The 26,239-nt window shown below is 47.5% G+C and carries 30 protein-coding genes and 2 pseudogenes; 14 read left to right on the forward strand and 18 right to left on the reverse strand.

The genetic code is table 11. The features are described 5' to 3' along the window. Window positions 1–21: 21 nt before the first annotated feature. The 5 genes from tssF to I6L54_RS05075 are packed head-to-tail and all read left to right on the forward strand — an operon-like array spanning window position 22 to window position 5,130. Window positions 22–1,788 (forward strand): type VI secretion system baseplate subunit TssF, encoded by a 1,767-nt coding sequence (gene tssF, locus I6L54_RS05055; protein ID WP_040229946.1) that lies wholly within the window; start codon window positions 22–24, stop codon window positions 1,786–1,788. Then, entirely contained in the window at window positions 1,749–2,837 is a 1,089-nt protein-coding gene (tssG, locus tag I6L54_RS05060) for a type VI secretion system baseplate subunit TssG (protein WP_040229944.1), read from the forward strand. Before tssF ends, tssG begins: the two co-directional genes overlap by 40 nt. Then, the gene (tssJ, locus tag I6L54_RS05065; protein ID WP_040229943.1) at window positions 2,812–3,348 is read left to right on the forward strand and encodes a type VI secretion system lipoprotein TssJ; all 537 of its coding nucleotides are present in this window, start codon (window positions 2,812–2,814) and stop codon (window positions 3,346–3,348) included. Before tssG ends, tssJ begins: the two co-directional genes overlap by 26 nt. Next, window positions 3,345–3,788 (forward strand): type VI secretion system baseplate subunit TssE, encoded by a 444-nt coding sequence (tssE, locus tag I6L54_RS05070; protein ID WP_040229942.1) that lies wholly within the window; start codon window positions 3,345–3,347, stop codon window positions 3,786–3,788. The genes tssJ and tssE overlap by 4 nt, the downstream gene beginning before the upstream one ends. Before the next feature lies 1 nt (window position 3,789). Beyond that, window positions 3,790–5,130 carry an ImpA domain-containing protein gene (locus I6L54_RS05075; RefSeq protein ID WP_040229940.1) on the forward strand — a complete coding sequence of 447 codons (1,341 nt, stop codon included), beginning with the start codon at window positions 3,790–3,792 and terminating at the stop codon, window positions 5,128–5,130. A 488-nt stretch (window positions 5,131–5,618) separates the two neighbouring features. Here the strand turns inward: I6L54_RS05075 and I6L54_RS05080 are convergent, their stop codons facing one another. After that, window positions 5,619–6,548 carry a nucleotidyl transferase AbiEii/AbiGii toxin family protein gene (locus I6L54_RS05080; RefSeq protein ID WP_040229939.1) on the reverse strand — a complete coding sequence of 310 codons (930 nt, stop codon included), beginning with the start codon at window positions 6,546–6,548 and terminating at the stop codon, window positions 5,619–5,621. Continuing rightward, complete coding sequence (locus tag I6L54_RS05085; protein WP_040229937.1) at window positions 6,535–7,317, reverse strand: type IV toxin-antitoxin system AbiEi family antitoxin domain-containing protein; 783 nt, start codon at window positions 7,315–7,317, stop codon at window positions 6,535–6,537. The genes I6L54_RS05080 and I6L54_RS05085 overlap by 14 nt, the downstream gene beginning before the upstream one ends. Before the next feature lie 230 nt (window positions 7,318–7,547). Here I6L54_RS05085 and I6L54_RS05090 point away from each other — a divergent pair, with 230 nt between their 5' ends. From I6L54_RS05090 to I6L54_RS05115, 5 genes are all read left to right on the forward strand, one after another. After that, on the forward strand, window positions 7,548–8,753 hold the full coding sequence (locus I6L54_RS05090) for an ABC-three component system protein (RefSeq protein ID WP_040229934.1): 1,206 nt from the start codon (window positions 7,548–7,550) through the stop codon (window positions 8,751–8,753). Next, window positions 8,750–9,259, forward strand: coding sequence for an ABC-three component system middle component 4 (locus tag I6L54_RS05095; RefSeq protein WP_040229932.1), 510 nt, complete (start codon window positions 8,750–8,752; stop codon window positions 9,257–9,259). Before I6L54_RS05090 ends, I6L54_RS05095 begins: the two co-directional genes overlap by 4 nt. After that, entirely contained in the window at window positions 9,256–11,232 is a 1,977-nt protein-coding gene (locus tag I6L54_RS05100; RefSeq protein WP_040229931.1) for an AAA family ATPase, read from the forward strand. Before I6L54_RS05095 ends, I6L54_RS05100 begins: the two co-directional genes overlap by 4 nt. A 394-nt stretch (window positions 11,233–11,626) precedes the next feature. Next, window positions 11,627–12,088: a hypothetical protein gene (locus I6L54_RS05110; protein WP_040229929.1), complete on the forward strand. Its 462-nt coding sequence runs from the start codon at window positions 11,627–11,629 to the stop codon at window positions 12,086–12,088. A gap of 2 nt (window positions 12,089–12,090) precedes the next feature. Next, window positions 12,091–12,312, forward strand: a complete 222-nt coding sequence (locus tag I6L54_RS05115) for a helix-turn-helix domain-containing protein (protein WP_040229952.1) — start codon at window positions 12,091–12,093, stop codon at window positions 12,310–12,312. A 414-nt stretch (window positions 12,313–12,726) separates the two neighbouring features. Here I6L54_RS05115 and I6L54_RS05120 read toward each other — a convergent pair whose 3' ends face one another. From I6L54_RS05120 to I6L54_RS05190, 15 genes and pseudogenes are all read right to left on the reverse strand, one after another. Beyond that, entirely contained in the window at window positions 12,727–13,575 is an 849-nt protein-coding gene (locus tag I6L54_RS05120) for a DUF4942 domain-containing protein (protein ID WP_040229927.1), read from the reverse strand. 80 nt (window positions 13,576–13,655) lie between these two features. Next, window positions 13,656–13,850, reverse strand: coding sequence for a DUF957 domain-containing protein (locus I6L54_RS05125; RefSeq protein ID WP_038633777.1), 195 nt, complete (start codon window positions 13,848–13,850; stop codon window positions 13,656–13,658). A gap of 29 nt (window positions 13,851–13,879) precedes the next feature. Then, window positions 13,880–14,371 (reverse strand): DUF5983 family protein, encoded by a 492-nt coding sequence (locus I6L54_RS05130; protein WP_040063379.1) that lies wholly within the window; start codon window positions 14,369–14,371, stop codon window positions 13,880–13,882. Continuing rightward, the gene (locus I6L54_RS05135; protein WP_040063377.1) at window positions 14,368–14,745 is read right to left on the reverse strand and encodes a TA system toxin CbtA family protein; all 378 of its coding nucleotides are present in this window, start codon (window positions 14,743–14,745) and stop codon (window positions 14,368–14,370) included. Before I6L54_RS05135 ends, I6L54_RS05130 begins: the two co-directional genes overlap by 4 nt. 48 nt (window positions 14,746–14,793) lie before the next feature. Further along, entirely contained in the window at window positions 14,794–15,153 is a 360-nt protein-coding gene (locus I6L54_RS05140) for a type IV toxin-antitoxin system YeeU family antitoxin (protein ID WP_038633768.1), read from the reverse strand. 22 nt (window positions 15,154–15,175) lie between these two features. Continuing rightward, window positions 15,176–15,397, reverse strand: a complete 222-nt coding sequence (locus I6L54_RS05145) for a DUF987 domain-containing protein (RefSeq protein ID WP_038633763.1) — start codon at window positions 15,395–15,397, stop codon at window positions 15,176–15,178. Between the two features lie 11 nt (window positions 15,398–15,408). Beyond that, window positions 15,409–15,894 (reverse strand): RadC family protein, encoded by a 486-nt coding sequence (gene radC / locus I6L54_RS05150; RefSeq protein WP_040229951.1) that lies wholly within the window; start codon window positions 15,892–15,894, stop codon window positions 15,409–15,411. A gap of 52 nt (window positions 15,895–15,946) precedes the next feature. Continuing rightward, a complete protein-coding gene (locus I6L54_RS05155) occupies window positions 15,947–16,342 on the reverse strand; it encodes an antirestriction protein (RefSeq protein ID WP_044268460.1) in 396 nt (131 codons plus the stop codon). Window positions 16,343–16,419: 77 nt separating this feature from the next. Beyond that, entirely contained in the window at window positions 16,420–16,683 is a 264-nt protein-coding gene (locus I6L54_RS05160) for a hypothetical protein (RefSeq protein WP_001149870.1), read from the reverse strand. Next, a complete protein-coding gene (locus tag I6L54_RS05165) occupies window positions 16,683–17,501 on the reverse strand; it encodes a DUF932 domain-containing protein (protein WP_040229920.1) in 819 nt (272 codons plus the stop codon). The genes I6L54_RS05160 and I6L54_RS05165 overlap by 1 nt, the downstream gene beginning before the upstream one ends. A gap of 115 nt (window positions 17,502–17,616) precedes the next feature. Then, window positions 17,617–17,867: pseudogene (locus tag I6L54_RS05170) on the reverse strand (DUF905 family protein). Window positions 17,868–18,057: 190 nt separating this feature from the next. Beyond that, window positions 18,058–18,525: a YfjT/YkfB family phage-associated protein gene (locus tag I6L54_RS05175; RefSeq protein ID WP_000727137.1), complete on the reverse strand. Its 468-nt coding sequence runs from the start codon at window positions 18,523–18,525 to the stop codon at window positions 18,058–18,060. 96 nt (window positions 18,526–18,621) lie between these two features. Beyond that, window positions 18,622–19,023, reverse strand: coding sequence for a hypothetical protein (locus tag I6L54_RS05180; protein WP_000819262.1), 402 nt, complete (start codon window positions 19,021–19,023; stop codon window positions 18,622–18,624). Between the two features lie 205 nt (window positions 19,024–19,228). Then, window positions 19,229–20,116, reverse strand: a complete 888-nt coding sequence (locus I6L54_RS05185) for a GTPase family protein (protein ID WP_040229917.1) — start codon at window positions 20,114–20,116, stop codon at window positions 19,229–19,231. Window positions 20,117–20,282: 166 nt separating this feature from the next. Continuing rightward, complete coding sequence (locus I6L54_RS05190; protein ID WP_040229915.1) at window positions 20,283–21,386, reverse strand: hypothetical protein; 1,104 nt, start codon at window positions 21,384–21,386, stop codon at window positions 20,283–20,285. Between the two features lie 1,195 nt (window positions 21,387–22,581). On the opposite strand from I6L54_RS05190, the gene I6L54_RS05195 reads away from it, so the two are divergent. The 4 genes and pseudogenes from I6L54_RS05195 (at window position 22,582) to I6L54_RS05210 (ending at window position 24,383) form a co-directional block, all read left to right on the forward strand. Continuing rightward, on the forward strand, window positions 22,582–23,157 hold the full coding sequence (locus tag I6L54_RS05195) for an inovirus-type Gp2 protein (protein ID WP_040229913.1): 576 nt from the start codon (window positions 22,582–22,584) through the stop codon (window positions 23,155–23,157). A 102-nt stretch (window positions 23,158–23,259) separates the two neighbouring features. Continuing rightward, entirely contained in the window at window positions 23,260–23,466 is a 207-nt protein-coding gene (locus I6L54_RS05200; RefSeq protein ID WP_040229911.1) for a helix-turn-helix transcriptional regulator, read from the forward strand. Between the two features lie 117 nt (window positions 23,467–23,583). Further along, window positions 23,584–23,933, forward strand: a pseudogene (locus I6L54_RS24665) (DUF7828 domain-containing protein); the annotation flags it as partial. Between the two features lie 63 nt (window positions 23,934–23,996). Further along, window positions 23,997–24,383 carry a putative zinc ribbon protein gene (locus tag I6L54_RS05210; RefSeq protein ID WP_040229910.1) on the forward strand — a complete coding sequence of 129 codons (387 nt, stop codon included), beginning with the start codon at window positions 23,997–23,999 and terminating at the stop codon, window positions 24,381–24,383. A gap of 110 nt (window positions 24,384–24,493) precedes the next feature. Here I6L54_RS05210 and I6L54_RS05215 read toward each other — a convergent pair whose 3' ends face one another. Then, window positions 24,494–26,197, reverse strand: a complete 1,704-nt coding sequence (locus tag I6L54_RS05215) for a sigma 54-interacting transcriptional regulator (RefSeq protein WP_040229908.1) — start codon at window positions 26,195–26,197, stop codon at window positions 24,494–24,496. Between the last annotated feature and the right edge of the window lie 42 nt (window positions 26,198–26,239).

The following is a 26,239-nucleotide window of genomic DNA, read 5'->3' on the forward strand; positions in this document are numbered from 1 at the left end:
ACTAAATAAGCGAACTGTAAAATGGATGATTTAACTCTGCGTTATTATGACGCGGAAATGCGTTATTTAAGGGAAGCGGCAAAAGAGTTTGCGCAGGCGCATCCGGATCGTGCTGCCATGTTGGATCTGGACAAAGCCGGTATCCCCGATCCCTATGTGGAACGATTATTTGAAGGTTTTGCATTTTCAATGGGGCGATTGCGCGCCAAAATTGACGATCATCTTCCTGAATTTACCGAAGGCTTGATGAGTCTGCTATGGCCACATTATTTACGCACTATTCCCTCCTTAAGCATTGTCGAACTTTTACCGGATACTGATGTGCTGAAAATGAGCGAACGGATTAATGCGGGGTTTGGCGTATTGTCCCAGCCCGTCGGTCCTAAAAAAACGGTATGTCAGTATCGTACTACACAGCCCGTCACGCTCAGCCCACTGTCTGTTACGGCGGTGAATATCGATGCCGAACCTGACGGACGCTCGGTCATCCGTATGCGATTAAAGTGCAATCCACAGATGGACTGGTCGCAAACCGATCTGACGCGTCTCAGCCTTTACCTGAGCGGTGACGCGCCGGTGGCCCACACGCTGCACCTTGCTTTGACAAAGCGTCTGGCCTCTCTTTATTTGAGACTCCCCAACAGCGTAGAACGTATTCGACTGGAGGGTTTCTTTTCCCCGGGCGGATTTGCCAGTGAAGACAGTTTATGGCCAAAAGGCGATGCGGCGTTTGGCGGCTGGCAATTATTGCTTGAGTATTTTACGTTTCGCGAAAAATTTATGTTTGTCCATCTTAACGGTCTGGAAAAGATAACCTTTCCTGCGGGTATCGACTGCTTTGAAATTGAAGCGGTATTGGCTCAACAGTGGAATTCTGAGCTTCCTCTGGGGAGTGAAAATATCCGCCTTCATTGCGTTCCGGTTATTAATCTCTTCACTCTGGAAGCCGATCCGCTGGTGGTGAATGGGCTTGAAAGCGAATATTTGCTGCGTCCGCGCAGATTGCAGGATGGTCACACGGAAATTTATTCGGTGGATGCGGTTTCAGGTTCGCAGCGGGCGCGTAATGCCGCCTATGCCCCATTCACCAGCTTTCGCCACAAGGGAGGAATGATGCGCCGTAATACACCCGAACGTTACTACCATACTCGCGTCAGACGCGGCGTATCCGGATTGTATGATACCTGGCTGATCCTCGGCGGTGAGGCCTGGGAGCGGGAGCATCTTGCTGAGTATGAAACCGTGTCATTGAAAGTGACTGGCACAAACGGTCAGCTACCCAGACGAGCTTTGCAGAGTTCATTGCTTAATCGTTGTGAGCAGATCCTCCAGACGCCGCTTGCCGTGCGCAATCTGTGTAAACCGACTCTCCCCGCTTATCCTCCCGCCGAGGATCGTTTTCACTGGCGCGTGTTGAGCCACCTGGGATCCAGCTTTCTGAATATGATGGCCAGCGCTGAAGTGCTCAAAGGAACGTTGTCTCTCTATAACTGGCAGGATGATGAGCTTAATTATCATCGTCTGGATGCGATCATGGATGTTCAACAACATGAAATACAGCGCTTTGAAAAAGGATTTTTACTCCGTGGCGTGGACATCGAAATAACGCTTGATGAGAACGGATTTACCGGTGAGGGCGATATTCATCTGTTTGGAGAAATGCTTAACCGCTTTTTTGCATTATATGCGGATATTCATTTGTTTAATCAGCTTACTTTAATCATACAGCCGGCAGGGAAAAGCTTGCGATGGAAAGAGAATCACAATCAGCGGCTACCCGGCTGCTAAATAGCCTTGGCGAAAACCTGCCACGTACCAATTTTTATCGTTTCTGCCAGTTGTTGGAACAGGGGAACCCGCAAGCGCCAGCTCCAGGAAGCCAACAAAGTCCGCGCTTCGATGCCATTCGTTTTCGTCCTCATCCGGGGATGGGGTTCCCGGCGGGTGAGCTAAAAAGTGCAGAATATGATCCACAGCATCCCACACTACCGCCAACGGTTCGTGTCACTTTTATGGGGTTGTATGGCGTGGAATCGCCGCTGCCGACAACTTATCAGGATGATATCGCCCAGCGTCAGGAAGGTTCGGACGTTGCCGCTGAGTTTCTTGATATTTTTAATCACCGCTTAATTACGCAGTTTTATCGAATCTGGCGTAAATACAGTTATCCAGCGACCTTTCGCCCCGGCGGTACAGATGAAACATCGCAATATTTACTGGGGTTAACCGGGTTGGGGATTCCAGGATGCGCCGCACAAACGGAGGCTCCGTTATCGCGTTTTTTGGCGCTGTTAGGAATAATGAGAATGCCAACGCGTACGGCGGAAGGAATATCCGCGCTGGTTTCTTTATTATCGCCAATAACAAATATCACCGTGACCCCTCATGATAAACGCTTAATCCTGTTGGATAAGGCGTTAAAAATGAGTACGCGGCAACCCGTTAGTCTCCATTCTCGTCCGGTGATGGGGCATAGCGCCGTAGATATTAACAGTCAGGTGCTAATTACGCTGACAACGGATGTTCCCGATGAGGTTCGCGACTGGTTGCCCGGTGGTCAGCTTTACCATGATTTTCTTGTGCTGATGCACGTTTATTTAGGTGGCAGAGTGAATGCGAGGCTGCAATTACGTATTCCTCGCTCGGCGCTTCCGGATGCTCAACTTACCAGCAATAAAAGCGAACGCGCAGTACAGCTCGGTCGCACGGCTGTAATGCGTCTGGATAATCCGGAAATTAAGAATCAACTCATAACGATTAAACTTGGGCTCTGGCAGAGCCTTAGTCAACACGATCAGCGGAGGGAAGCCGATGAGACTGGCGATTATCGCTATTAATTTTGCCGTAATAACCGCAATGACCAGTCTGATTACCGGATGTGGCCTGACACAAAAAGTATCTGAAGGCACGGTGTCATTAACAAAGTCAATTTTTTATAAGGAAATTAAAACATTGCATTTGGATCTTTACGCCAGAGAAGCCGCTAATAAAAATGCGCAGGGCATCGCGCTTTCAACAGTCGTACGTATTTACCAACTCAAAGATCGTAAAGCATTTGACTCAGCGAATTATCAGTCTTTATTTGCGCAAGACAGCACGGTGGTGAAAGCAGATTTACTGGCTCAGAAAGATATTCGGGTACGTCCTGGTGAAAGCGTAACTGTCGATATTCCACTTGAAATAGAAGCGCAATATGTTGGCGTGGCGGGAATGTTCATTTCTCCCGAACAGTCTGAGGATTCATGGCGTGTAGTATTAGGTCGTGAAGATCTCGATTCTGATAAAGCGCGAGTGATTGAATTAAATTCTCAGGCTCTGGTTCTTCTGATGCAGGAGGACGAGTCATGATTAAACGGCCTTCTCTTTATGACATCTTGTTGGGTAATTTTTCCGGTGGTTTTCCTTTGCACGAAGTTAGCGAAAACACACAGGTCATCTTGTCCGTCCTGGATAATATGCAGCGCATTTTGAATACGCGTGCCGGTAGCCTCAAACATTTACCCGACTACGGTCTGCCGGATATGACAAAAATCCTCCAGGGGATGCCAGGTACGGCGCATCAGCTTATCAGCACGCTTTCTCAGGTTTTGTTGAAGTATGAACCGCGACTAAAAGGTATTCAGGTAACGATGCAGGAGCAGGAAACGCCGGGGCATTTGCGTTATGCAATTGATGCTGAACTGCAGGACGTTGGCATTGTTCGCTATGGCACTGACTTTACCCCTGAGGGGCGGGTTCTTATTCGTCATCTTAAAAAGCAGGGCTGGCTTGAGACGAGAGTGTACTGACATGGAAAAGATTCGCATCACCACCGGTGGCGACCCGCGTGCTTTTACGGAGTTCGGGCAGTTACGCGATGAAATCAGCAAACTGACTCACCCCGCGCGCCCGGATGTTGACTGGCACCAAGTTGAACAGTTAAGCCTGACATTGTTTCGTCATAACGGCGTCGAACTGCAAACCCTGGCCTGGTATACCGTCGGCAGAACACGTAATACGGGTCTGATGGGGCTTGCTGAAGGCGCAGAACTCATGGAAGCCTTATTGACGCACCACTGGAGTGCTATATGGCCGCAGCAGACGCATGTCCGCGTTGAGATTCTGGCATGGCTGTCAGCCCGTTTACAGCAAGAATTGCGTACGCTGACGCTGTCATATGCTGATTTATCAATGGTGTATCGGGTTGAGCAGAGTTTAAAACATGTCTGCGAAGTGCTGCAACGGCTTGAGTTGAAAGCGCTGAGTAAACTGGAGGCGGTTGTTACCTGGATGCACAATGCTGCTTTGCGTCTGGAGAAAGCTGAAGCGGATTCGGGAGCGGGCGCTGTGATGATACCGGCTTCAGGTGCGACCATTAACGTTGAGACGTCTTTGCCACAGTTGGTCTTTGTGGTTAATGAACCCGTGTCACCAGAGCAATCGAGCGCAACGGTTTTTGCTACTCAAACCGGTCATGGAACCCGACGGATGTGGCTGGGGTTTGCTATCGGTGCCATGGTGACTGCGTGCGTAACTACAGGCGCTTTTCTTGGTATTATGCATATGCGCGCCGACGGATATGAACTGGTGAAGCCATTGCCGCAGATGCTGTCGCCAGAGCAATTGTCCACGTTGAGACAATCTTCAGATTTGAAGGAGCAGAAACAGGAAATAATTGCCGCAACGCAAGGGCAATTGGACGTTTTACATGACCTGTCACCTCTATGGTCGAGGGAGTATGCCGCATCATTAGCGCAGCAGTTAGCCACCCTGTGGCCGGAAGAATCGCTGACGACGGAATTCTCAAGCGGATTACAAAAACAGTTAATCACGGAAGCGTTGCCGGAAAGCGCACTGCAAAACTGGCATCATGCCCAGCAGGGGCTGGAAGCGTTAACCACTCAGCTAAATGCACTCGATGAACGCAAAGGGAAATATCTGACGGGGTCGGAGCTGAAATCAGCCATTTTCACTATCCGCCGCCAGCTTGACCAAACACCGCCGACAGAAGAGTTATTGCGTCAAATCGATGAGGAATTAAGCCAGCAGGGGAGTGTATCACCCGCGTTGTATCAGCAGCTCGATATGCGGCTTAATCAGCTTCTTAATCGTTATGCGCTATTGAAACAAAGCGCCATGGGGAGGGGGTAAATTATATCAAACAAAAGCAAAAACCCGCCTTATGGGCGGGTTCTTTAAATTAGTGGTGCCGGACTCGGAATCACATCCACGATTAAGGTGCTGTTTGTTATTGGTTTTGTTGGTATTTCTCGTAAACAGCGCCCCCACTAAAGCCCCCATAAAAAATCGCTCTATTTTTGTGAGGGTTATCACGAAAAATCGTCATTTTGCGAATGGGGGCTTCGTTATGTGTGGAGTTAGGTTCACACATAACAGTCTGAGGTCCACATATAACGGTGTGAAAAACACATCCACCTCGCTCGTAGGGGGTTGATCCGTTACCCCTACATTGCGCTTTTTGTTGATATGTTGGATTAGGCACTTTTGAGATAATATTTGACAGTGTTGATTATTATTTATTGAATTACATAAATATTTTCATCTGTTTTTGAGATGTAGCCATGAGGCCGTTGAGATAACCAAGCATCATGGCTCAATTCAATCTCTCAGAACCAGGGCTAAATATACTGCGCCAGAACCCCCTCTAACTTGCTCACCGCCGCCGCATACTTGGCCGGATTCTTATCATTCAGCACTGCCAGATTACGCAACTTCCAGCGAATAGCCGGGAGATGTTGAATCTCAGGGTAGCGATACAGCGACCAGTCAGGGTTATTTTGCTTATAACTGAGCAAGAACTGGCGATCCCGCTCCGTAAGATGCGATTTCAGCGCTTGTGGCAGCAAGGTCGTTACCGACAGAAGCGACTCCAGCGACGTTTCCCGTTGCGTCATGCCTGAAAATTCCTGAGCGTACAGCGTGGCGATCTGCGCTGTATCCCAGTTTGGCGCCAGCAGCTCGGCAATGGGGCGGGGATGCCCTGCCAGATAGCAAAGAAAACCGTCAAAAATCTCGCGCGTCAGGCCCGGTTTATCCAGCATATTCAGCACGTCGAACAGATCGCGCGGATGCTGGCGATCGAGCGCGGCGCAGATTTTACCGCCGTAAAGGTCTGCCAGCGAGACGACATTCATGGTGGTGAAGCCATACTCCATTTCCACCTGTTCGCATACCGGCATTTCTGTTGATGGCAGCAGTAGCCCACGCCACACCGGGCTGACCTCAATCTTTATTTGTGCATCGGCGGTGTTAACGATGATGCGCTTTTCATCCGCTTTATTCTCCTGCCGGATAGCGGTGATCCCCAGTCTGCCGTTCAGCGATTCAGTAATACGCATCAAGGCGTCATTGATGGCAGCCAGATCGGTATCGCGATCCACATAGGTCTTATACGCCAGATCGATATCTACCGACAGGCGAGGGAAATCTTGTACAAACAAATTGATTGCCGTGCCGCCTTTCAGGGCGAAGCAGGACTCCTTTGCCACATGCGGCAGGGCAGTCATTAATAGCCTAACCTGTCGGGCATAACTATCACGCAGATCCATCTTCGACTCCTTCCGGTTTAAATGCGCGGGGAACGGTAATTTGATAATCCGGCTCCAGCCAGCCGCCGGGAATGATTTGCCGCTTTCCCGTGCCTGTTTCTATACCGCGTTGATAGAGATACTGAAAGTAAGGATGCGCATTGCGTCGGGCAAGATAGAGCATCACCCGGTTGGTTTTAACCGAATGACTGGCGCAGAGCAGTGTTTGTAATTTACGCGGGCTGAGAAGGTTCATTCCCTGAAACAGGGCATCGGCATGTTCGAACGAGATCAACGAAGGAACGCCGCAGGCGATCTCATACGCGGCCAGTTCCGGGATACTGCCCGTTAACTGTCGGTCGCCGATATTCAGCTTTGTCGTGAATGGTGTCACATCGACGGTGAGGCCAGAGGTATACAGCGTGACAAACTTCGCGGATTGCTCAAAGGCGGCGAACCACCCCGGCAGTTTGACGTAAGCCGGAAGCGCCAGCCAGATCTGTTGTCTGCCCGGTTCGGTATAGTGGGCATGGCCCTGTAGCGCAAGGCTGGTTAGCCCTGCCACACGAACCGGCTTTTCCCACTGTGTTTGCAGGCAATAAACCGCGTCCACCCAGTCCGGCTCACGGCCCATCCGGCAGTATACGCCGTGCGCGATCCGCCTGATCCAGCCATTCTGGACATAGAGATAAGAGAGCTTACGATCTATGCCGTTGCGGGTAAGCCATGACTGGAGCAACACCTGACCGGGTTGGGTGTTTTGCATCAGCCAGTTTATATAGTTTGGCAAATGTCGCCTCTTGATGGACAATTTCGAAAATTATTAAACCATTATAGTTCTCGTACTCTCGCTGGTACAGGTGATTTTGGAATCATTTTGAATAGTGATATCCAAAGCGTTTATATAACTTTTTGTTTTCATTGTTTAAATTTGATCTTTATGGATTTGTATGGTATATGAGCAACAAAGCTAATTGAATAACTGGGTGACACGTAACTAAGTGCATCAAGGGGAAGACTATGAGTATGCTTCAATGGAGTAAAAGAGATGGTGCGCCAAATTTAATTCTTTTTATTCACGGTTTGAAGGGAGGAAGTGATACTTGGTCTTATAGCAATACAGTATCCTTTCCTAAACTTCTGTCATCAGATCCTGATTTTGAACACTATGATGTTGCTTGCTTTGAGTATTTCACAAATTTTACTAATTTCTACGGAAAAACAAAAAATCTCTTGAGACGATTGTTTCAATGTACAAAGAAAAAAGAAATCAACCTGCCAGTAAGTGAACTATCTGAATTGTTAGTTACTGAGATGGATGTAAACCTTTCAGATTATAAGAATGTTATATTTGTAGCTCATAGTATGGGCGGTCTGGTTGCAAAATCCTGTATATTAAAAATGATAAAATATGGCAGAGCTAATAATTTGGCTGGTTTTATCTCATTGGCCGTGCCACATTCAGGAGCCGGATTGGCTTCCGTAATGTCCTCAATGATTACATCAAATGTTCAGATAAAAGATTTAAGCGTTTTTAGTAATGAAACGGATGCGCTGAATCGTGAGTGGTTAACTATAGATAGTTTACCTAAGTCAAAATTCGTGTATGGAACAAATGACATTATAGTTGCAAAACAAAGTGCTTTGCCTGTACAAGTCCTTGCTAAAGATTCTGTGGCAGTGCATGAAGATCATATAACTATATGCAAGCCAGATAGTATTGAAAATAATGTTTATAAAGTTGTTAAAAAATTTGTCCTTGAGATTAGTAATACTGTAAATGAAATAATTTGTCCTACTGAGTTTAAGGATGATAAGCAGTATGATAATGAATATTTTGTATTGAAAATGATTATAGCTGATGTTCATGAAGATATAACCAATCATGCCAAAGAATATTATTATAATGCTGAATTGGCGAGAAATCTATTTACCAGCGATCACGATCGTGCAATTCTTGATAATCTCTATCGAAAAATTAAAAATCTTTATCAGACTCAATATCAGATAGCGATATCAGAACGATTATCTTCGGATCAATTACTCGCGGCAATTCATAGTAAAATAGATAACGAAGATAAAAGTGAACTAGTATCTTTACTTGCAAGTCTGGATAATTTACATAAAAAAGGTATGCTCCATCAGTTAGCTAATAAATTGAATAGGGATGTTATCTGGTCTCCAGATACAACCGTCAACTCTATTAGCGAATTAAGAGCGAAATGATGAATTCTTTACCTTATATCCCGTTGGATGAAGAGTTTTCTCTCAATATTGGTATTCTTGCGATTATTCTGGAAAATCTTAGTAAAAACAGGAATGGAAACGCTGTCCTGGATATTGATAAGGCTCAGTTTTTCATGTATCTCATGAAAAACCCAGCTAAAATTGAGAAGGTAATGCTATTTTTGGGGAAGAAAATTCCTGTTATAGATGAAAAAGAAACTCATACTATAAAAAGCTTGTCCAATAACGTCGATATTCTTTTTGATAATAAAAAGATAAAGACAATTTTAAAGACTATGGCGATTAGAGGTCTGTTGGACGTTGAACGATATGAGGAAAAAAGTTATCTCAAGTTGTCTGGAACTGGTGAAGATTTCGCTAGGTCTCTTAATGGTGATTTTTTCGTTTCGATTAGGAATTATTCAGAATCGTTAGGCTCTCTAAAATCTTTGCCATCTTCAAAGTTATATAAAATATTAAATGAAGTATTTATGGAGGCGGAATGAAATCTTATCTTAGGATAGAGCGTCTTATTTTGGTGGGTTCTAGAAAAAATTATTTTGTGGAATTTGAAGATGGGCTGAATATTATTCATGGTGATTCAGATACAGGAAAATCAAGCATTCTTGAGTTTATTGACTACTTATTAGGTGGAAGTAGTATTGAACTTGCCGATGAAATCATTTCTTCTGTTGACTATGCTGCTTTAGAAATAATCATCAATGATGAACCTTATACTATCATTAGAAATATATTTAAACCAAACGAATTAATTGAGGTGTATAGCTGTAACTTTGAAAATGTTGGTAGTTATATCCCTAAGAAATATGCTCCAAAATTTAATATAACAAGTGCACCGGATGGATTTTTTTCGGATTTTTTGATGGATTCTTTGAGTTTTCCAAAGTTGAAATTAAAGGTATCTCCTTCTCAAGAAATATCTAAATTCAGAAGAATTAGTTTTCGTGATATAATTAAATTTTGTTATGTTGATCAGGATGATATGGGGAGTAAATCTCTGCTTGGATTAACGGAGTGGGCAAGGTATGCTCATACAAAAGAAGTCTTTAAATATATATTTAATCTATTTGATGCTGATATTTCTGATATTGAATCCCAAATTTCCGAGAAAACAACAGAGTTTAATCGGTTAGTTAAGAAATATGAAAATGTTTCTGAGTTCTTGAGAGAAACAGGTTATGAATCTATTGCATCATTAGATATGGAAATAGACAAATGTGATCTAACCATTGAAGATCTTGAAGAAAAACTTAGTGACCTTAATAGTTCAATGAAAGCGGATTCTGAGGTATATAACGAACTGAAAGCATATCATGCTGAGTTTAATTTGAAAATTAAAGGGCTATTAAAAAAGATTGCGGATGTTTCTTATAAAAGAGAACAATATGTTCGCCTAAAAAATGATTACAAGAATGATATAAATAAAATTCAGGCGATTCATACAGCAAACAGCAAAATTGGTCAATTAACTAACGTGAAATGTAATTGTCCCATCTGTGATAATATCATCACAATTAATAACGATGACTCTGTTTTTTTAAATTCAAAAACAGAAAAACTCGATGAGGAACTAAATTCATTATTGAGGCGCGTTAAGTCTATAGATGAGTTAATTGTTAATCTTGCTACAGAAGGACAATCTCTGGCACAAGAGAGATCTGTGTTAGAGGGCGACCTTGCTAAGGTCGCCGAAATGATTGATACTGAAGCTGAGGAAATGATTACTCCATTCTTAACACAGCGTGATGCTCTTGTTAAAGAGTTGGCAGACATCCGAAACAGAAGAGGGAATCTTGTTTCCAGCTTAAGGGTAAGAAATCATCAAGATGATATTTTAACTTTACAAGCTAAGTTAAAAGAGAATCTTTCTAAATTAAGTGAACAATTGGAACGACTTAGAAAAGATGCTCCTGATATCTCTGGAATTCTATCATCGCTTGGCGATTATTTGAATGATTTCTTGGTTAAGATAAATATTAAAAACAGAACTGGGATTAGTATAAGTCCGTCAACATATTCTGCTATTGTAAGAAATAGGGATTATTTCAATATAACCTCTGGTGGTTTAAGAACTTTAATTTCAATAGGTTATATTTCCTCTTTGTTAAAATACTCTATAGTGAATGATATTAATCATCCGAGATTTTTATTATTAGACACGGTAGGTAAATATTTAGGGAAGAGTACTAAATATAAGTATTTGAGCGAGACGGATTCGACCGAAGATCTTAAGGAAGGAACATCAGATCCGGAAAAATATGAGCAAATATTTAATAATTTAATTGATATAAGTAATTATGCTCAGCAAAAATCAATACCATGCCAAATTATTGTTGTTGATAATGATGTCCCTGAGAAGTTAGCTGGACGTTTGAAGGCTATAACAGTTGCTCAATTTAGTTCAACTGGTGAGAATAATCTCCCTCCGGGACTTATTGACGATATTAGCTATGCGTGATGTATGCCCCTTTTAATAAGGGGCATAATAAAAAGTATAGAAGCATGATTTGATGAGTTTTGTATTTCGTTGAGCTATCTTTTTTATTTCCTGCGATCTACCGCCAGAAAATCTCTCTTGTCGTAGGTAACAAATCGCGGTATCTTTTACCCGCACCTGCAAAATCAGGTGCCGGGATTGGCATCCTGAAAACTGTTACAGGCGATATATGACGCGCCCGCGTCTTTTTTTATGTCGTGCGTTCGGCTACACCTCAATGGTGGGCTGGGCGGGGGCGTCGCAAGACGCGCCGGTTTCCTGTAACGCCGGTAATGCCAACCCCGTCCGGTTCCACCACCTGTGAAATTGGCATTTCCAGTGGTGGGAATATAACCCGTTACAGGAGGCTGCCACTATGGCTACGATCCCCACCCAGACTCACCCGTTACTTTCCGTTCCCTTCAATGCCGCCACGGACTTCACCGTCCTTGCCAGCCACTGCGAAAACTTCGCCGAAACCCTGATTGAAAGCAAAGATATCGCGTTAAAAATGGCGCTCTGCGGCAGACTCAACGCCGCTTTGACGCTGCTCCAGCCCACGCTGTTAGAACCCGTCCCGTCGCATCTTATTGAAAGCCTGACCGTTGATACCCTCCCCGCAAACGCCCCTCAGTTTGGGCCAGAATGTACCGAACTTTGCAGCTACTGCCTTGCCCTGACACAGACGCTGGCGGGGCAGGGATTTTCCTCGGAAACGGAGAAATTGCTTAGCTGGCTGTTGTATGACCTGATCAACTACTTCGCGGCAGAAATGAAAGCCCCGCGCTGGCTGCGTACTCCTGATGGCGTAAAATTTATTGACGGGGTAGCGGCATGAGCATGATGCAACTGGACTGGCATCCCGCCGACATTATCGCGGCGCTGAAAAAACGCGGAACGTCGTTATCCGCCGTTTCCCGCAAATCTGGGCTGGCGTCCTCTACTTTAGCAAACGCGTTGATAAAACACTGGCCGAAGGGAGAAAGATTGATCGCGGAGGAGTTGGATGTTGCGCCGGAAAAAATCTGGCCTTCGCGCTATGCCCAGCCAGATAAGAGATAAGGATCCGAATTGTCGAATCCCCAAAAGCAAAAAACCAGCCCTAGGGCTGGTTTTTCTAAATAGTGGTGCCGGACTCGGAATCGATCTTTTGTTTTATCTTTATGATTTATAAGTAAAATTTTTGATGTGATTATATTTGTGCCCTCATTTGTACCCTCATTCCCGATTGGTATGAATCCGAAACCCGAATCGGTGACGATAAGTGGGATACTCGCCTCAGGCTGATGTGTTGATACTTTATGATGGTCCTTTGTCTGGTGACGCTCCTGGTGCGTTACAGAATCCAGTAACAAACCACCAGAAGAAAAGCACCAGGAACGTCAGTATCATATTGTCCATAAGCAGGCGAACCTGGCAAGGGGTTTGTTTAACTCTGCACTGATACTGACATTTCACATATGTGCAGGCCCCTGATTACTGTCCGGATGCCAGCATTCCAGGGTAGTGACGTGCGATGATGTCATTCAGCTTATCGACCAGTTCTTGCCGCTTAAAGGTGATATGAGCAGTTCCCTTCTGAAAGTATTTGATTGCAAACATCTCATCCTCGTAACGATTGCTGTGCCTGTTTTCATGGATATGATTGGCGAGACGACGGGTGACGTCGGCACGGTTGTCGGGAACCGGTTTTCCGTCCAGAAGCATCAGCATCCGCTCAAGGTCAGCTAACCGATCGCGTTGCCAGCCCCAGAGAAGCCCAAATCCCCACCGGTCACATTTGACTAGCCCACTGACGATGATTTTCCCTCCAAATTTACAGGGGCTGTTCGTCTTAAAATCCCAGCTCAACCCTTTGAAGACGTTAATGACACCCCGCTCAAACACATCACCTTTATTCAGATACAGTTGCTCAAAAGTGCTCAGAATGTTGGCTTCGCTGACTGCAGGAATGTTCTCCCCCCCAAGATTTCTGTACCACTGATCACGAGCCTGAGCGTCCATGATGGAAAGCATCCCTGACTTTTTCATTAAATCGCGCCATATACCACGATCGAGATTACGGGTAATGGCTTTCATCGCTGTTTCTGGTTTTTCCATCAACCAGCAACCACGGCGGAATTCCTGCTTCATGGCCCAGTCCAGAGCGGTTTTACCGCCAATACTGCGGGTCAGTGTTGCAATATCGCTAAGTTGTTGCATGAGCACTTCAATCTGCGCCAGCGCCGCATTACGTCCGGTGACGATGCGCTCAATGCTGGTGGAGCAAATAACGTCTGTGTGGCCGGTTAATACTTCGGGTTCGTTAAGAGTAAGGTCTGACATCATTTATTTCCTTATATAAAGCAAAGTGCCAGTCGGTGAGGGCTGGCGCTTATGGGTAAGTGATGAGTACGGACAGGTAATTAATCTGTACTGGTCTGCTGCAGACGCTGAAGATCGCGAACATCCCTGAGTGCCTGTTCAATCCATGGCAACAGCACGGCTGAATCGGTATTTACTTCGTCGTTATCGAAGATAATCCCGTTGTCGCAACAGATGTTGTCCTGCAGCAAGCAAATCAAAATATCGAGAGCGGTTTCAGTGGTTAATTCTGGCATGTGAAAACCTTGTGGTGATTGAGGTGGGGTTACCAGTCGAAAACGTCAAAGCCGGGCAGCACTTCGCCAAAGGCATCCAGATGAACAATGCCAACGGCGTAGCGACGGATAAGCGTTATCACTAACCGGCGGCAGGCTTTCGACAGTCCGAGGCGTTTGAGCCGTAATACCGGAAACGACCAGGCATACAGGCGAATCAGATAACCTGAACCAGTGTACATAATCCATTCCGACTCGCCGAAGTCTTCGCGCTGATGTGACAGGGCGTACAACAGTGAATTGTCTTCCTCCGTGAGGTGCGCAGTACTGCAGCACATCCCCGGTAATGATGTAAAAGGGGGCCGTGGGAATTCAACGGCGATCTTCCCAGGTTCATCCGCGATCCGCAGTGAGCAGCCGTTCTGGTTTACCGCGGCGATCAGTTCGGACAATTCAATACCATCGACATCCACTGCGATACGCCCCATGTTGAGGGCCAGAACGTTGATGGCATCAGCTTCCACGTTGAGAGACAGCTTCATCGGGTCATCTTGCTGTATTTGCCTGTAGTGATATCTGTCACCGCTCTGTAGCCGTTACGTGTCATCAGTCCACAGGCCTTACGGGCGCGGAGAATATCGATACTGCTGATAAGCGGTGACTGCTCTGTAGTGCTGGATCCGTAACGGTCAGTGCGTACCAGATCGTATTTTTCGACGATAAAATTGACGGCATCACACAGGGAAATACCGGCGTCAATGTGCTCCTGAATCACGTCGTCGTTGCCAAACGGCGTGTCGTTTAGCGCCAGACCGTAGTGATGATCCAGCAGGTGGCTCAGAAGTCGCTGCCAAATCTCCACGGGTGACAGACGTGGAGAAGCCTCCCGTGCCGGGGATACGGGTTGTGTTTGCATAAGGGGTATCTCGTTGTTGAAGGGGTAAAAAGAAAGGTGTTGCGGGGGTTATGACGTTACTGATGGTGTCGGATAAATCGCTATATAGATATAGCCATGCGATCCGAGTGAGTCAGCCTCGCAGGTCAGTCCCTTTGCATACAGCGTGACGCAGTGCTGATGGCGGGGACTGAGTTCGCCGGAAACCAGCATCAGTTCCATTTGCTTCAGCAGTACCGGAAACGCTTGGTCGAGATGGCGCAAATCCGCGTCGGTGAATGTCCCGGTGATGCTGGCGCGGTCGGCCAGATAATGCAGCCGGTTGCCTTCCTGTACCAGCCGTGCACCGAAGCACGGGGTGATATTACGTTTCAGTCCCCACCACGGTTCAGAAATATGATGATTTGCCGGCAGTGTTTTATTCAACAAGGTCGTGCTCCTTGAATATGAGTTAACTGAGGGTGACGCTGCGCAGAACGACATACGGGCCGTTGCGGTCCTGGCGACGTTCAGCGAACACGGCCAGGACGCCGCTGATATCCTGGACCTCCTTCCCTGCATAGTGGCAGACGCTGCCGGACCAGGCGTATTTTCCGGAACAGAAGCGAAACAGCCTGGACTCAGGATGCTGGCGATATAGCGCCATCGCCTGACGTTTGCTGATAATCTTCATCGCTGCTCTCCTTACAGCCAGCCGCGTTCAGCGAATGACACTACTTCCATGCCGCCAACCACCAGATGGTCCGGCAGGCGGATATCCACCAGGTCCAGTGCCTGCTTAAGACGTTCCGTGAGGCGGCGGTCAGCCTGGCTGGGCTCCGCCAGGCCTGACGGATGGTTATGGGCAACGATGACGGCGGCTGCGTTATGTTTCAGGGCGGCTTTCACCACTTCCCGGGGATGGACTTCGGTATGACTGATAGTGCCGGTGAACAGTATCTCGTGGGCAATGAGGCGGTTCTGGTTGTCGAGGAACAGCACCATAAACACTTCGCGCTCTTCCCCTGCCAGGCGCATACGCAGCCAGTCCCGGGTGGCACCGGCGGAGGTGAAGGCCACACCGGGTTCACGCAACTGGCGCTCCAGCAGGTTCATTGCCCGCCGTAACGTTCGCCGGGCATAAGGGGACAGGGGGACTTCCTGGTGTGGTGAGGTCAGTGACGGGAACATATCAGGCTGCGATGACGTGGGTAAGGGGGCCGGATTCGTCATGGTTATTCCCCTAATCAATGATACGCATAATTGCGTGGCAGTCCGGGTGCAGCAGGGCATAGTCCCGCAGGCGATAATAGTGCTCCGTCATGGTATTGCATTCGGTGCGGCAGGCGTGATGACTGTAAGCGATAAGGCAGACGGCTATCCCGGCAGCCTCAGCGCTCATCTCTGCGCCGTTACCGTTCATGCTGTTAAACAGTGTCCATTTCTCATCGTTTTCGTTCTCCGGGGCCATAAATGCACCGCCATTGCTGAGGGTAAAGAAATTCCATATCCCGCCGCTGTAGTCCCTGCAAAACCGGTCCATCCAGCCAAAAATGTGGTGTTCAAGGGTTATCCACTGCGGTATGCTGCCAAACTGCTGCGGCCAGAAGGCGGCACGCTGTTCATCGGGTACGGGCATGCATTCGATGCGGTCTGTATCAGTACGTGGTGAGGTGAGAGATTCAGTCACCGGACTGGTCAGGGTGAGTATGTTGTTCATTTGATTTCCTTTGTATTTTCATGTGGGTTGTTGTGACAAAGTGACGGACAGAACTGCACATAGCCATCATCATCACAGCGTGAAGGCCAGTGCCCCTCAGGGATACTTATGCCGCACTGGCTGAGTTCACCGGGACGATAAAGAAGGTGAGAGCACCAGGCGCACAGGTCGTCATCAGAGATGTAGCGGCAGCTTTGCTCACTGATCAGGGAGAACGGATGTGGCGAAACCTGAATCACGCCGCCAGGAATACACTGCATTACTTCAGGCTCCCGAGCAGGCTTTCCGCCATTACCCACAGGGCGCGGTTGAGCTTCACGTCGCCGTCAATGCCGTTAACCGCACGGGTGTGGGCCCGTTTACCTTTCGTTGTTCTGCCCGGCAGACCGCCTTTAATCAGGTTTTCCTGGATACGCTGGTAGGTGGTCCACAGGTCGGAACTTTCATCCTGCCAGCGTCGCGCAGACAGAATCTGTGCTTCCGTCACCGGCTGGTGCTCTTCCCCAAAGCGGTACGTCAGGGCGGCTCTGGCAAACGGCTGTTGTGCCGGCGGAGGAAGTAGCAGTGACTGCATGGCATCCCGCTTCTCCTCCACCCGGTCAAATATCCCCAGCACCTCATAAGCCCCTTCAATGACTTTATCCACCACATTCCCCTTGTGCGGTACGCGAACCTCACCAAAGGTTTCGCCACAGACAAGTCCGTTCTGGCAGACAAAGCGAAACAGGCCCGGCAGCATCTGGTATGAGCTGGAGCCGTCGTGGCTGTTAAGCAGGATGATTTCGGGGACCTGTTTGCCGGTGATTTGCCCCTCACGCCGCAGACGCAGCATGTGCTTTGTGTGGTCGCGTTTATTCAGGTCGCGAACGCGGGTCTGGCAGGCAAAGAACGGCTGGAAGCCTTCCCGCTGCAGATTATCAAGCAGTGTGATGGTCGGGATATACGTATAACGTTCTGAGCGTGATTCGTGCTTTTCTTCACTGAATACGCTGGGCACATAGTGTGCCAGTTCATCACGGGTCAGTGGGCGGTCGCGGCGTACGAGACTGGCCGCACCAAAACGGCTGGCTAAGCGCATGGTTAATACCTCTGATATCGGGTTAAAGGGCATAAAAGCAGAAAGGCCATGCTCCGGAAGGTGCATGGCCTGTGGGGGACTGTGTTCTGTTGAAAAATGAGCAGGACTTCGCCGCTCAGTGGCTCAGTGGCTGTGGTGACACAGGAATACCGTCGCTGATGAGATAGCGGTTCAGCATCTCTCCGGCCTGCGGGGCAAAATTCCAGTCCCGCCATATCAGCATGCCACGGCAGTCGCGGATGACCAGACGAAAATGGGGCCCTGGTCGTCTTCGACGGTGACGTTGAGATAGCGTGCGGCCATGGCTTCCGCCTGTCGGCGGGTGAAGGGGCCGGGTGGCAGCGACGCATTATCAGTGGTCTGCATATCTGATCCCTGATGAGAAACAAAAGAAAACGCCCCGCTCAAATGAGCAGGGCGTCGGCGGTGTGAAATACTGATGCAGTGGTCAGGGCTGGCGGGTGTGTGCTGCCTGAACCGGGATATGCGTCATGGACTGAGGTTCCTGTTGTCGTGAGCGTGAATGAATTCAGAAAAAAGGCGTTACCTGTCTTTATTACGGCAGGGCATATTTCGGCAGACAGCCGCTGTCCCCGAACGCGGGAAGGACCTTCCCCGCACCGTTAAGCGTAAACACGGCTGCCTTTACGCCCTCCCCGGACACAATGACCCGCTTACCGGTGCGCAGTTTATCCCATGCCCATGCCACGTTGTCTGAGCCCACATGTGACTCGCTGTCACTGACGCTGACAGGCTCCTCATCGTCAATTTTCATGTCCAGCGACTGGCCGTTATCCATCCTGACCTGATGACCGTTTGCGTCGGTGAAGGTCAGGGTGGCCGCTTGTGAGCCGGTGTCTTCGCAGGTCAGGTAAAGCTGTGACTGTCCTTTCCCCAGAATTACAAACTCAGACACGCCCTGACCCCAGCCGCTGGCCCAGGTATCACGGTTACCGAAGGCCTGTGACACTGCCGGAGTCAGAGCAGATATCAGAAGAGTGAAAAGCAGTATTTTCTTTTTCATAGTATTCCCTGAGGGTGATGGTTAAGACGATACGGGTCTCTCCTGAAGACATTGAGACGCGTTAAGAAAGAGGGCTGATAAGTGATACTGGCGATATCACTGGCTGACGGTGAATGTGCCCTGATCGGTGAACACCCGGGCCTCAACAAAATTGCAGGCTTTACCAAAATCCAAAGTGTGACCAAATTTCCAGAAGACACTCTCAGCGAAGGTCATTTTACGGGGTGTGAACGGTTTATCTGTGGGCCACCAGCCATCCACATTCCGGCCCCTGTAGGCTATTTTTCGGTGTGTCAGCATCGGGCATTTTCCCCTGTTAACATCGATTTTCTTTATCAGAACGGTGTCGGTTTTTGCTGTCACGGTGACATAGATGCAGCCATAGCACTCATGGCCGGCATGGCTGACCTCCACTTTAACGGGCATATCGCTACCGGCCAGGGAGGGAAGTGAGGTGAACAACAGACTGGCGGTCAGCGCCATAAAAAACCTTTTCATTACTTTTCTCCGGATGAAGGCATTCCTGCAATTCATCGCATTGATTTTTAATCAGTAAATGGCTGAATACAGTATCCCTGAGGGATTCTATAACCGGAAATTCATCATGAAAAATGAATAAAACCGATCGGGTCGATCGACAAAATCGATCGTGACAGAGCCAGATTATTTATCGAAACGGAAGACAGGCTTATCGATGCGGAAGTCAGCCAAAGAAGAAGGACCAGACGGTCCGGGCAGCACGGGCCACGGTGTGTGTGACTGTCCGGAGCGCGCAACGTGCAACCTGCGGCAACGGGGCCAGGTCGATGACCGCGTCAATCACTTCCACCACGGCATCGCCAAAGCTGTTGCGGGCGGTAGTGATAATGCCGGGGGTGTGGTACCCGCTTTGCAGGTGAGGCACCAGCGGGCTGCGGGCCTGCTTTGGGAGACGGGTAATCATCGCCTCCACCAGACGGGGAAGGTGGTACCGCCCCCTGACTGACACCGGAAGAATATTCGTCTCTGCGGTTCCCATCTGACGGGCCACGGTCTGTTGTTTCTGTATAATACGTTCAGCCTGCAATGCTGATGGCTGCGCCGATAACCAGTTCCAGTGCGCTGCAGGTTCGGTTTTATCCACCTGGTTGAGGACCCATAACACCGGTGGCAGCGGTCCGCTGTATTGTGCGAATACCTCCTGATAAAAAAGCTCTTCCACCGAGAATGCGCGGTCATCGGCCTTGAGCACCCACAGCACCATATCGAGTTGTGGCATGAGTTCGCGGTACAGCTCACGGTATTCGTTGTCACGGCTGATGCTCTCTCCCGCACCGGGTAAATCCACCAGCGTCAGGTAATGGTTACCGAAGCGCAGACGTACACGCTGAGGCTGACGGGTACAGGCCTCCACGGCATTCACCGCACAGACTTCACTCCGGAACAACGCATTACACAGCGAGGATTTGCCGACGCCGGTCTTGCCCATGATGCCAATCACGGGTTCATACGCGACGAGGCGGCTGAGCTCCCGGAGAAGATGCTGCCGCAGAATACGGGGATAGCGCCGCAGATGGCGACGGATAAGGGCATAGCCCGAAGGATGTTTCATATAAGCCTCGGCATAATAAAATGGCCATCACGGATGGATGGCCTGACTGACGTAAACGGGAGGGAATTCACTGAGGTGATATATAACTGAGAAAAATTTAAAAATGCGGATATAGCATTTAATCCAGATATCAGCAGGGGCGAGCGCCCCCCACAGATATGTTGATTCAGTTTATGGTACGCATAAAAGGAATTTTGTTGATTTTTTTTGCAATTCTTAAAAAATATTCCCTGTGAATTGCTGGTGTGTTTTTCAGTTTGTCATAACCACTCTTTTTTTTAGTCGCACTGATTTCTGCCTCCCTGTCAGCAAGACGTCGTCGGTGGGGTCTGTTGATGTTATCTTCCCTTTCTGTTCTTCTGAGCAGACGGGAGAATAATGTGCAGGGTTCATGACGCCGATAGCCAGGTGCAGTGACATCAGGGAACGGATTCAGTATGTCGGATATGAAAAAGTCTATTCCTCCTGGCGTGGGAGAACTTTTTTGTTTGTTGATGACTTCACGCTGGAAGTTGAGTAAGAAATTAAAGTCAAAACCAGAAACACCCACCAGGCATTCAATGTCTTCAGGGATGAAAGAGTACCAGACCTCAATAATTTCCCTGATAAAGTCATGACTGACAGCCCCGTCCTGAATAAAAAATAACACATGGGCGAAAGGCTCAAAATTCTCGTCCAGCATGCCCAGTCTTACATGTCCGGCTATCCGGCTGTACATTGTGCGATGTTTTATTTTACTCATCATCGAGGAAAAGGCTATGTTAATTATGGTTAAGTCATCGATGATGTGTTCAAGTATTCCATTTGTCTTGCAGTTGAGGTGAAAGCTGATTGGGATTATTGTGATTTTTCCGGATGCTTTATTTTTTATTTTGTTATATTCAGTCTGGATTTTAAGTAGCACATCTTCTTTGTGAATAAGATTTTTCTTCAGTTCTTCTTTATATTCTGGGGTTGCTTCGCAATGAAGCTTCAAATATTTATGCGTTCCCGCGAGAGAACGGGATGAGCCAGGGCGTAATGAATTCTCATATTTAAGAATGTCCGACAAAAGATTGCATGCGTAGCCGTCTGTTACCTGCGTTTTTCTTTTTTTAGTGGAAAGTTTATCAGGCGGTATTTTTTCACATTCTGCATCTTTAAAGCTGATGAAGCTGTATATGTCAGCCAGGTCCACGTAACGTATGGGTTCCGATGGATACGTGGCATCTATCTCCCTTAACCTCAGAAAGTTCACTTCATAAAAATCATTCAGTCCGTCCCTTCTCATTCTGCTCTCCCGAATACTGGTTCTGTTTTTATACCTCCGAATTATATCGTATAAAGCTCTGAATTAAGAGTGATTGGATCACAGTACCGGCATGGTAAAACATAGCCTTTTAAGCATTATTCAGAGCTTATGATTTCCTATTAATTCATTGAATTAAATGAATTATATATACTTTGCTTGTCATTTTTTTTGTGTTTGTTTTTTTCTGTTGTTTCAGATTGTTATGACATGATTTTAAGGTGAAAACGATTCTGACTGTCTTTTCAGGCGACTGAGGGTGTTCCGTTACTTCCGATCAGCGTCTTACAGCGAGACTGTTTTTCCGACTGTGTTTACCTGGTCAGGGAGTATCTTATCCTGTCATCCAGTTGCAGAGCATTCTGTGGTCTGATTGTTATCGCCGGGGAGAATGCAGTTTCCCCTCGAAAATAAATACGTTAGCCCGTCATGAATTTACCTTTTTTCATGTTTTCCGGGCCGCGCATGGAATGTTTTTCCTGAGTAACCAATAATTACTCTCTTACTTCCACGTTTTTTGTGCCTGAATATACCGGGGGAGTAATCAGAAAATAAACCCCGTATCGGTATAAATAACGGCAAGATACTATTGCAGTAAATATTACAGTGGCAGGGTGACCAGTTCCGGGAGTCAAAAAGTGTGCGTATACAAATCTTTCATGAACACATGCCTGTACAGGTATCAAGTCCGGAAGACAGAAATGGTGGCTAATATCATTTTAACACCAGGGTGTGAATAACTTAAACCTGCGTAGTGTGTGTATTCTCTGGAGGTTACTGACGGTGTGAAAAGAAACATTAAGGTTATTAGTGTTATTTTATAAAAGATGTGTTATTTATCCAACTGCTTACACCTTTGTATCCATGAATACTGACTCTTCAGTAAGTACAGTATTCCTTCGTCTACCGGGTGATGATTTCTTTTCAGACATCCCGGTACGTTCAATGATTACTAACATCATTGTTTATTCTTTGCCGTAAATCATAATGATTGTCAGACTTTTCTGTGTGATGAACATCCATTCCATTGCACGATAAGAAATTACTGTTACAGCACGTGTGAAAAATGATACTCAAGAAACATACTTTAATGGCTGAAAGCCTGAATCGGTATTCTGCATAAAAAATTAATCTCTCCCGTAATCTCATGACCAATAACTGTTATGGGATATTTATCATGGAATACGTAATCAACTCAAACCACAAACCAGACTGTTCTCTTCAGTCAGTATTATTTAACCATCAGGACCGGTTATTTGACTGTCATTCGAAATTACTCCTGCTTCGGGTGGATTTTGCATACAGGAAAAACTCTGATTCATACGCGTATGGTGATATTCATCAACTGGTGGCTGAGATGACATGGCTGACTGAGCAATGCGCAGAGATATCTGGTCTGGAGGGATATGCCTGGGTAATGGAATATGGGGGAGATCACCGTTACCACATTCATGCGGCGTTTTATATCAATGGTCAGAGCCACCGGAAGGCCTGGTGCTTCTGGAAAGCCATCCAGTCGCTGTGGGAAGACATCACGGACGGAGAAGGCTACGCGCACCGGTGTGAGCCTAAGGGACATTACCGGGTGCGAGGTGAACGAGTAATCAACTTTTCAGATCGCAGAGGAAGGGAAGGTATGCAGTACATCCTGAGCTATCTGGGTAAACAGTCGCAGCGTACAGAGCGCCGGATTTACAGAGTCAGCGCAGTCCCTGCTCCGGCAGTCAGTGGCAGGCGGCGTAAGCGGAGCTGAATCTATCCGGTAAAAAATCACGCCAGTGCGTCATCGTTTGAAGAAGTCTGCACCATTCGAATACCTGGCTTCTTCTCCCCTATCACCAACGGAGAACAAACGATGACCACACCAAACCGCCTGCTTAACGATAAGTTTGTCGATATGGCCTTCATTACGCAGCTCACCGGCTTAACCGACAAATGGTTCTACAAATTGATTTCATTGGGTGAATTCCCAAAACCCATTAAGCTTGGGCGTAGCTCCCGCTGGTTGCAGAGCGAAGTGGAAGCCTGGCTGCAGCAACGCATTGCTCAGTCCCGGCGGTAACCTATCGAACGCAGTCACATCTCCCACCTGATTTAACTCTAACGACCGTATGACCCACAGTGCTGCCCTCCCCGGGACGGCTTACGCCTGCGCATCGCATGGCAAAGGACCAATACTATGACGATTTACGCCAAATCTTTTATCGCGCTTGATGGCAATCAGCTTCTTACAGGCGCCACCACTGCACAGATTTCCCCTTACGACCGCTACTCTTGCCACCTCTGCAGCAGTGCGCTGGCATTCCACCCTGAATGGGCCTCCAACCACCCGTGGTTCTAGCACACATGGGAAGATCTGGCGGAGAACGGACGCCACTGCCCGTATGTGCCCCGTGAGCCGCTGGAGGCGCGACGGAAACGCATGCTGCGTCGTTACCATTGGTACGCAAGGCCGACGGGCACCGCCTTGGTTGCTTCAGCGAGCGCTACTGCCTGCCTTGTCGTACCGGTGACCACAGTACCGAACGTTGCGCAGAATACACCTGCGTTATCTTCCACCTGCAATCAGGATCCCATGACAGTATTTACACCATGCAATTTCGCACTATTCGTACCGCCCTTGACCACGAGGGCGTAGTCACTCACCTCTGGGATTTGGCTCCGCATTCACGGGGGATCTGGTTCTACCGTTCCTGCAACAATCCCCTGCGTCTGCACTGGACGCATAACAGCGGAGGTTATTTCGAACATAACTTGGAAGACGCTGACGAACGCAGGTTAACGCATTGTGAGTACCGGAGCATTACCCAGGATAAATCGGTATCCACTTTTGACCAGGCTGTGAATGCACTGGTGGAACGTGATGATATATACGCCACAGCGCCTTCAAAAAAGGATTACTTCTGCGTGCTCTGTCAGCATGAAGATTATGGTATTCGCTGCTGTCCGGAGTGCGGACAGCATATGCGCAAAAAATAAACATCAGATTCTTTGTTGACGTACCGCTGGTAACATTAATGCTCTATCCAGTTGCTTTAGTGATATTTCCGGAAGTTTGTCACAGTTCATCAGACCATTTCAGCCCGCCCTTAAGAAGTGATCGGCTTATAGTTTTCAGGTCCCTTCCGTCCTGCAATCTCGGAGGTGATGATCTTCGTAATTTTGGAGTCAGCCAGAAATCCCTTACTGAACTGAGCTCTGTTTTCGCGAATGAATCCTTTCAGAGCATTGTAGGTTCGCAGACGATACACACCGAGTTCAGGCAGTGAGGCTTTCAAGTTGAAATGGTTTTTTTTGATAATGTTTTCCACTTCGCTGAATATTGTGGGGGCAGTTTGCTCGTTGTTGATTTGCTGTGCTTCAATAAACGAGGCAGGAATACGATTTGCTTCCTCTTTGAGCAGACTGTCAATAATCTCGTTGGTCACTCTGGTTCTGTCACCGAGGACAAAGAAGAGATCCCACGCAAAGCGTTCTAGTTGGCGAAAGTTTCCTGGCCAAGGAGCGCACAATATTTTATCTATAACACCCTCTTCATAAACCGTAAAAAGCTGCGACAGCGCCTGCATCGATTTTCCATCGCTGGCAAAAACGGGCTGGTTAAAGGATTTCCATCGGTAGAGCGTGAGGATGAGTGTTAACAACGCGTGAGCACGGTCCTCAGCAAACAGCTCGTTGAGTGATTTGAATTTCACTACGTCTCGGATACGGTGAAACAAATCGCGGCGTAACCGACCTTCGGCCAGCAGGCGCGAGACAGGCTCATTGACCGCGAGTACCACTTTGACATCGTATTTTGTCTTCGACGCATCCTCCCCCACTTTGCTGATCCAGACGTCGTTACTGATAGCGGACAATAAATCCAGTAACTGTGTTTGTGAGGCCAAACTTGCGCTTTGCAATTCATCCAGGAAGAGCACACCATTATGTGCTTCTTCAAAAAAGCCATTTTTGTCGATCGCGTCGGTAAATGCACCTTTCGTTGATCCCCGCATGCGGGTTTCCAGCAATGTTTCACTGACTGCGGCAAGGTTAATTTCAACCATTGCTTTACCCATCTTCGTAGCCAGATGTTTAGCCGCCGCGCTTTTTCCAGTGCCGGTATCTCCCTCGATAAGCAAGGGGCCATGCTTGATGTGAATACCTGTGTCTTCATCCAACCGTAATTGCGAAGTCCTGGCAAACAGCGACGCCAGCACGGTGTTGAAAATTGAAACATCTCCGCCGGTTTTATTTCCGGATTTTGCCAGTGCAATAGAGGTATTTCCTGCGCTGAGGAATGCAGAAAGGGAACGGATAAATTCGTTACGGTCATCCTCCCGATACAGCGCTGAGCTTGATGGCGAGCTGTCTGGCAACAAAAAAACCGTTTTGCGCGTCACGATAGTTCGCGCCTGACTGACAAAGAGGCGGTCATTAACCTGATCGTAGGGATCCGTTATCGCTAAGTCGGAAAATAGGTTATGTTCATTTTGTAATACAACACCGGGTCCTTGAGCGGTAATTAACGCGATCCACTGCATAAAGTTCGGATATCTTTTCTCCAGTGCTTTGATATTTTCCTGTTTCACAAGCAGATTCAGCGCCTGCTTCCATTCATCCATTACGGCCTGCGAAATCATGTCTGTGATATCACCGGTAAGTGAAACCGTCTGTTGGCGGGATGATTTCAAGCCGGCCTGATACCAATACAGCGCCAAATCGGCGGGACGTTTCTCTTCGCTAAAATTGATAATTCGAATATCCACAGTGTCGATTTCATCATTAAGTAAAATATTAAATAATGTTTTCATCACTAGACAATGAAGTCAACATAACATGAAATTTATAATTAT

Source organism: Citrobacter pasteurii (assembly GCF_019047765.1).
Taxonomy (GTDB): Bacteria; Pseudomonadota; Gammaproteobacteria; order Enterobacterales; family Enterobacteriaceae; genus Citrobacter; species Citrobacter pasteurii.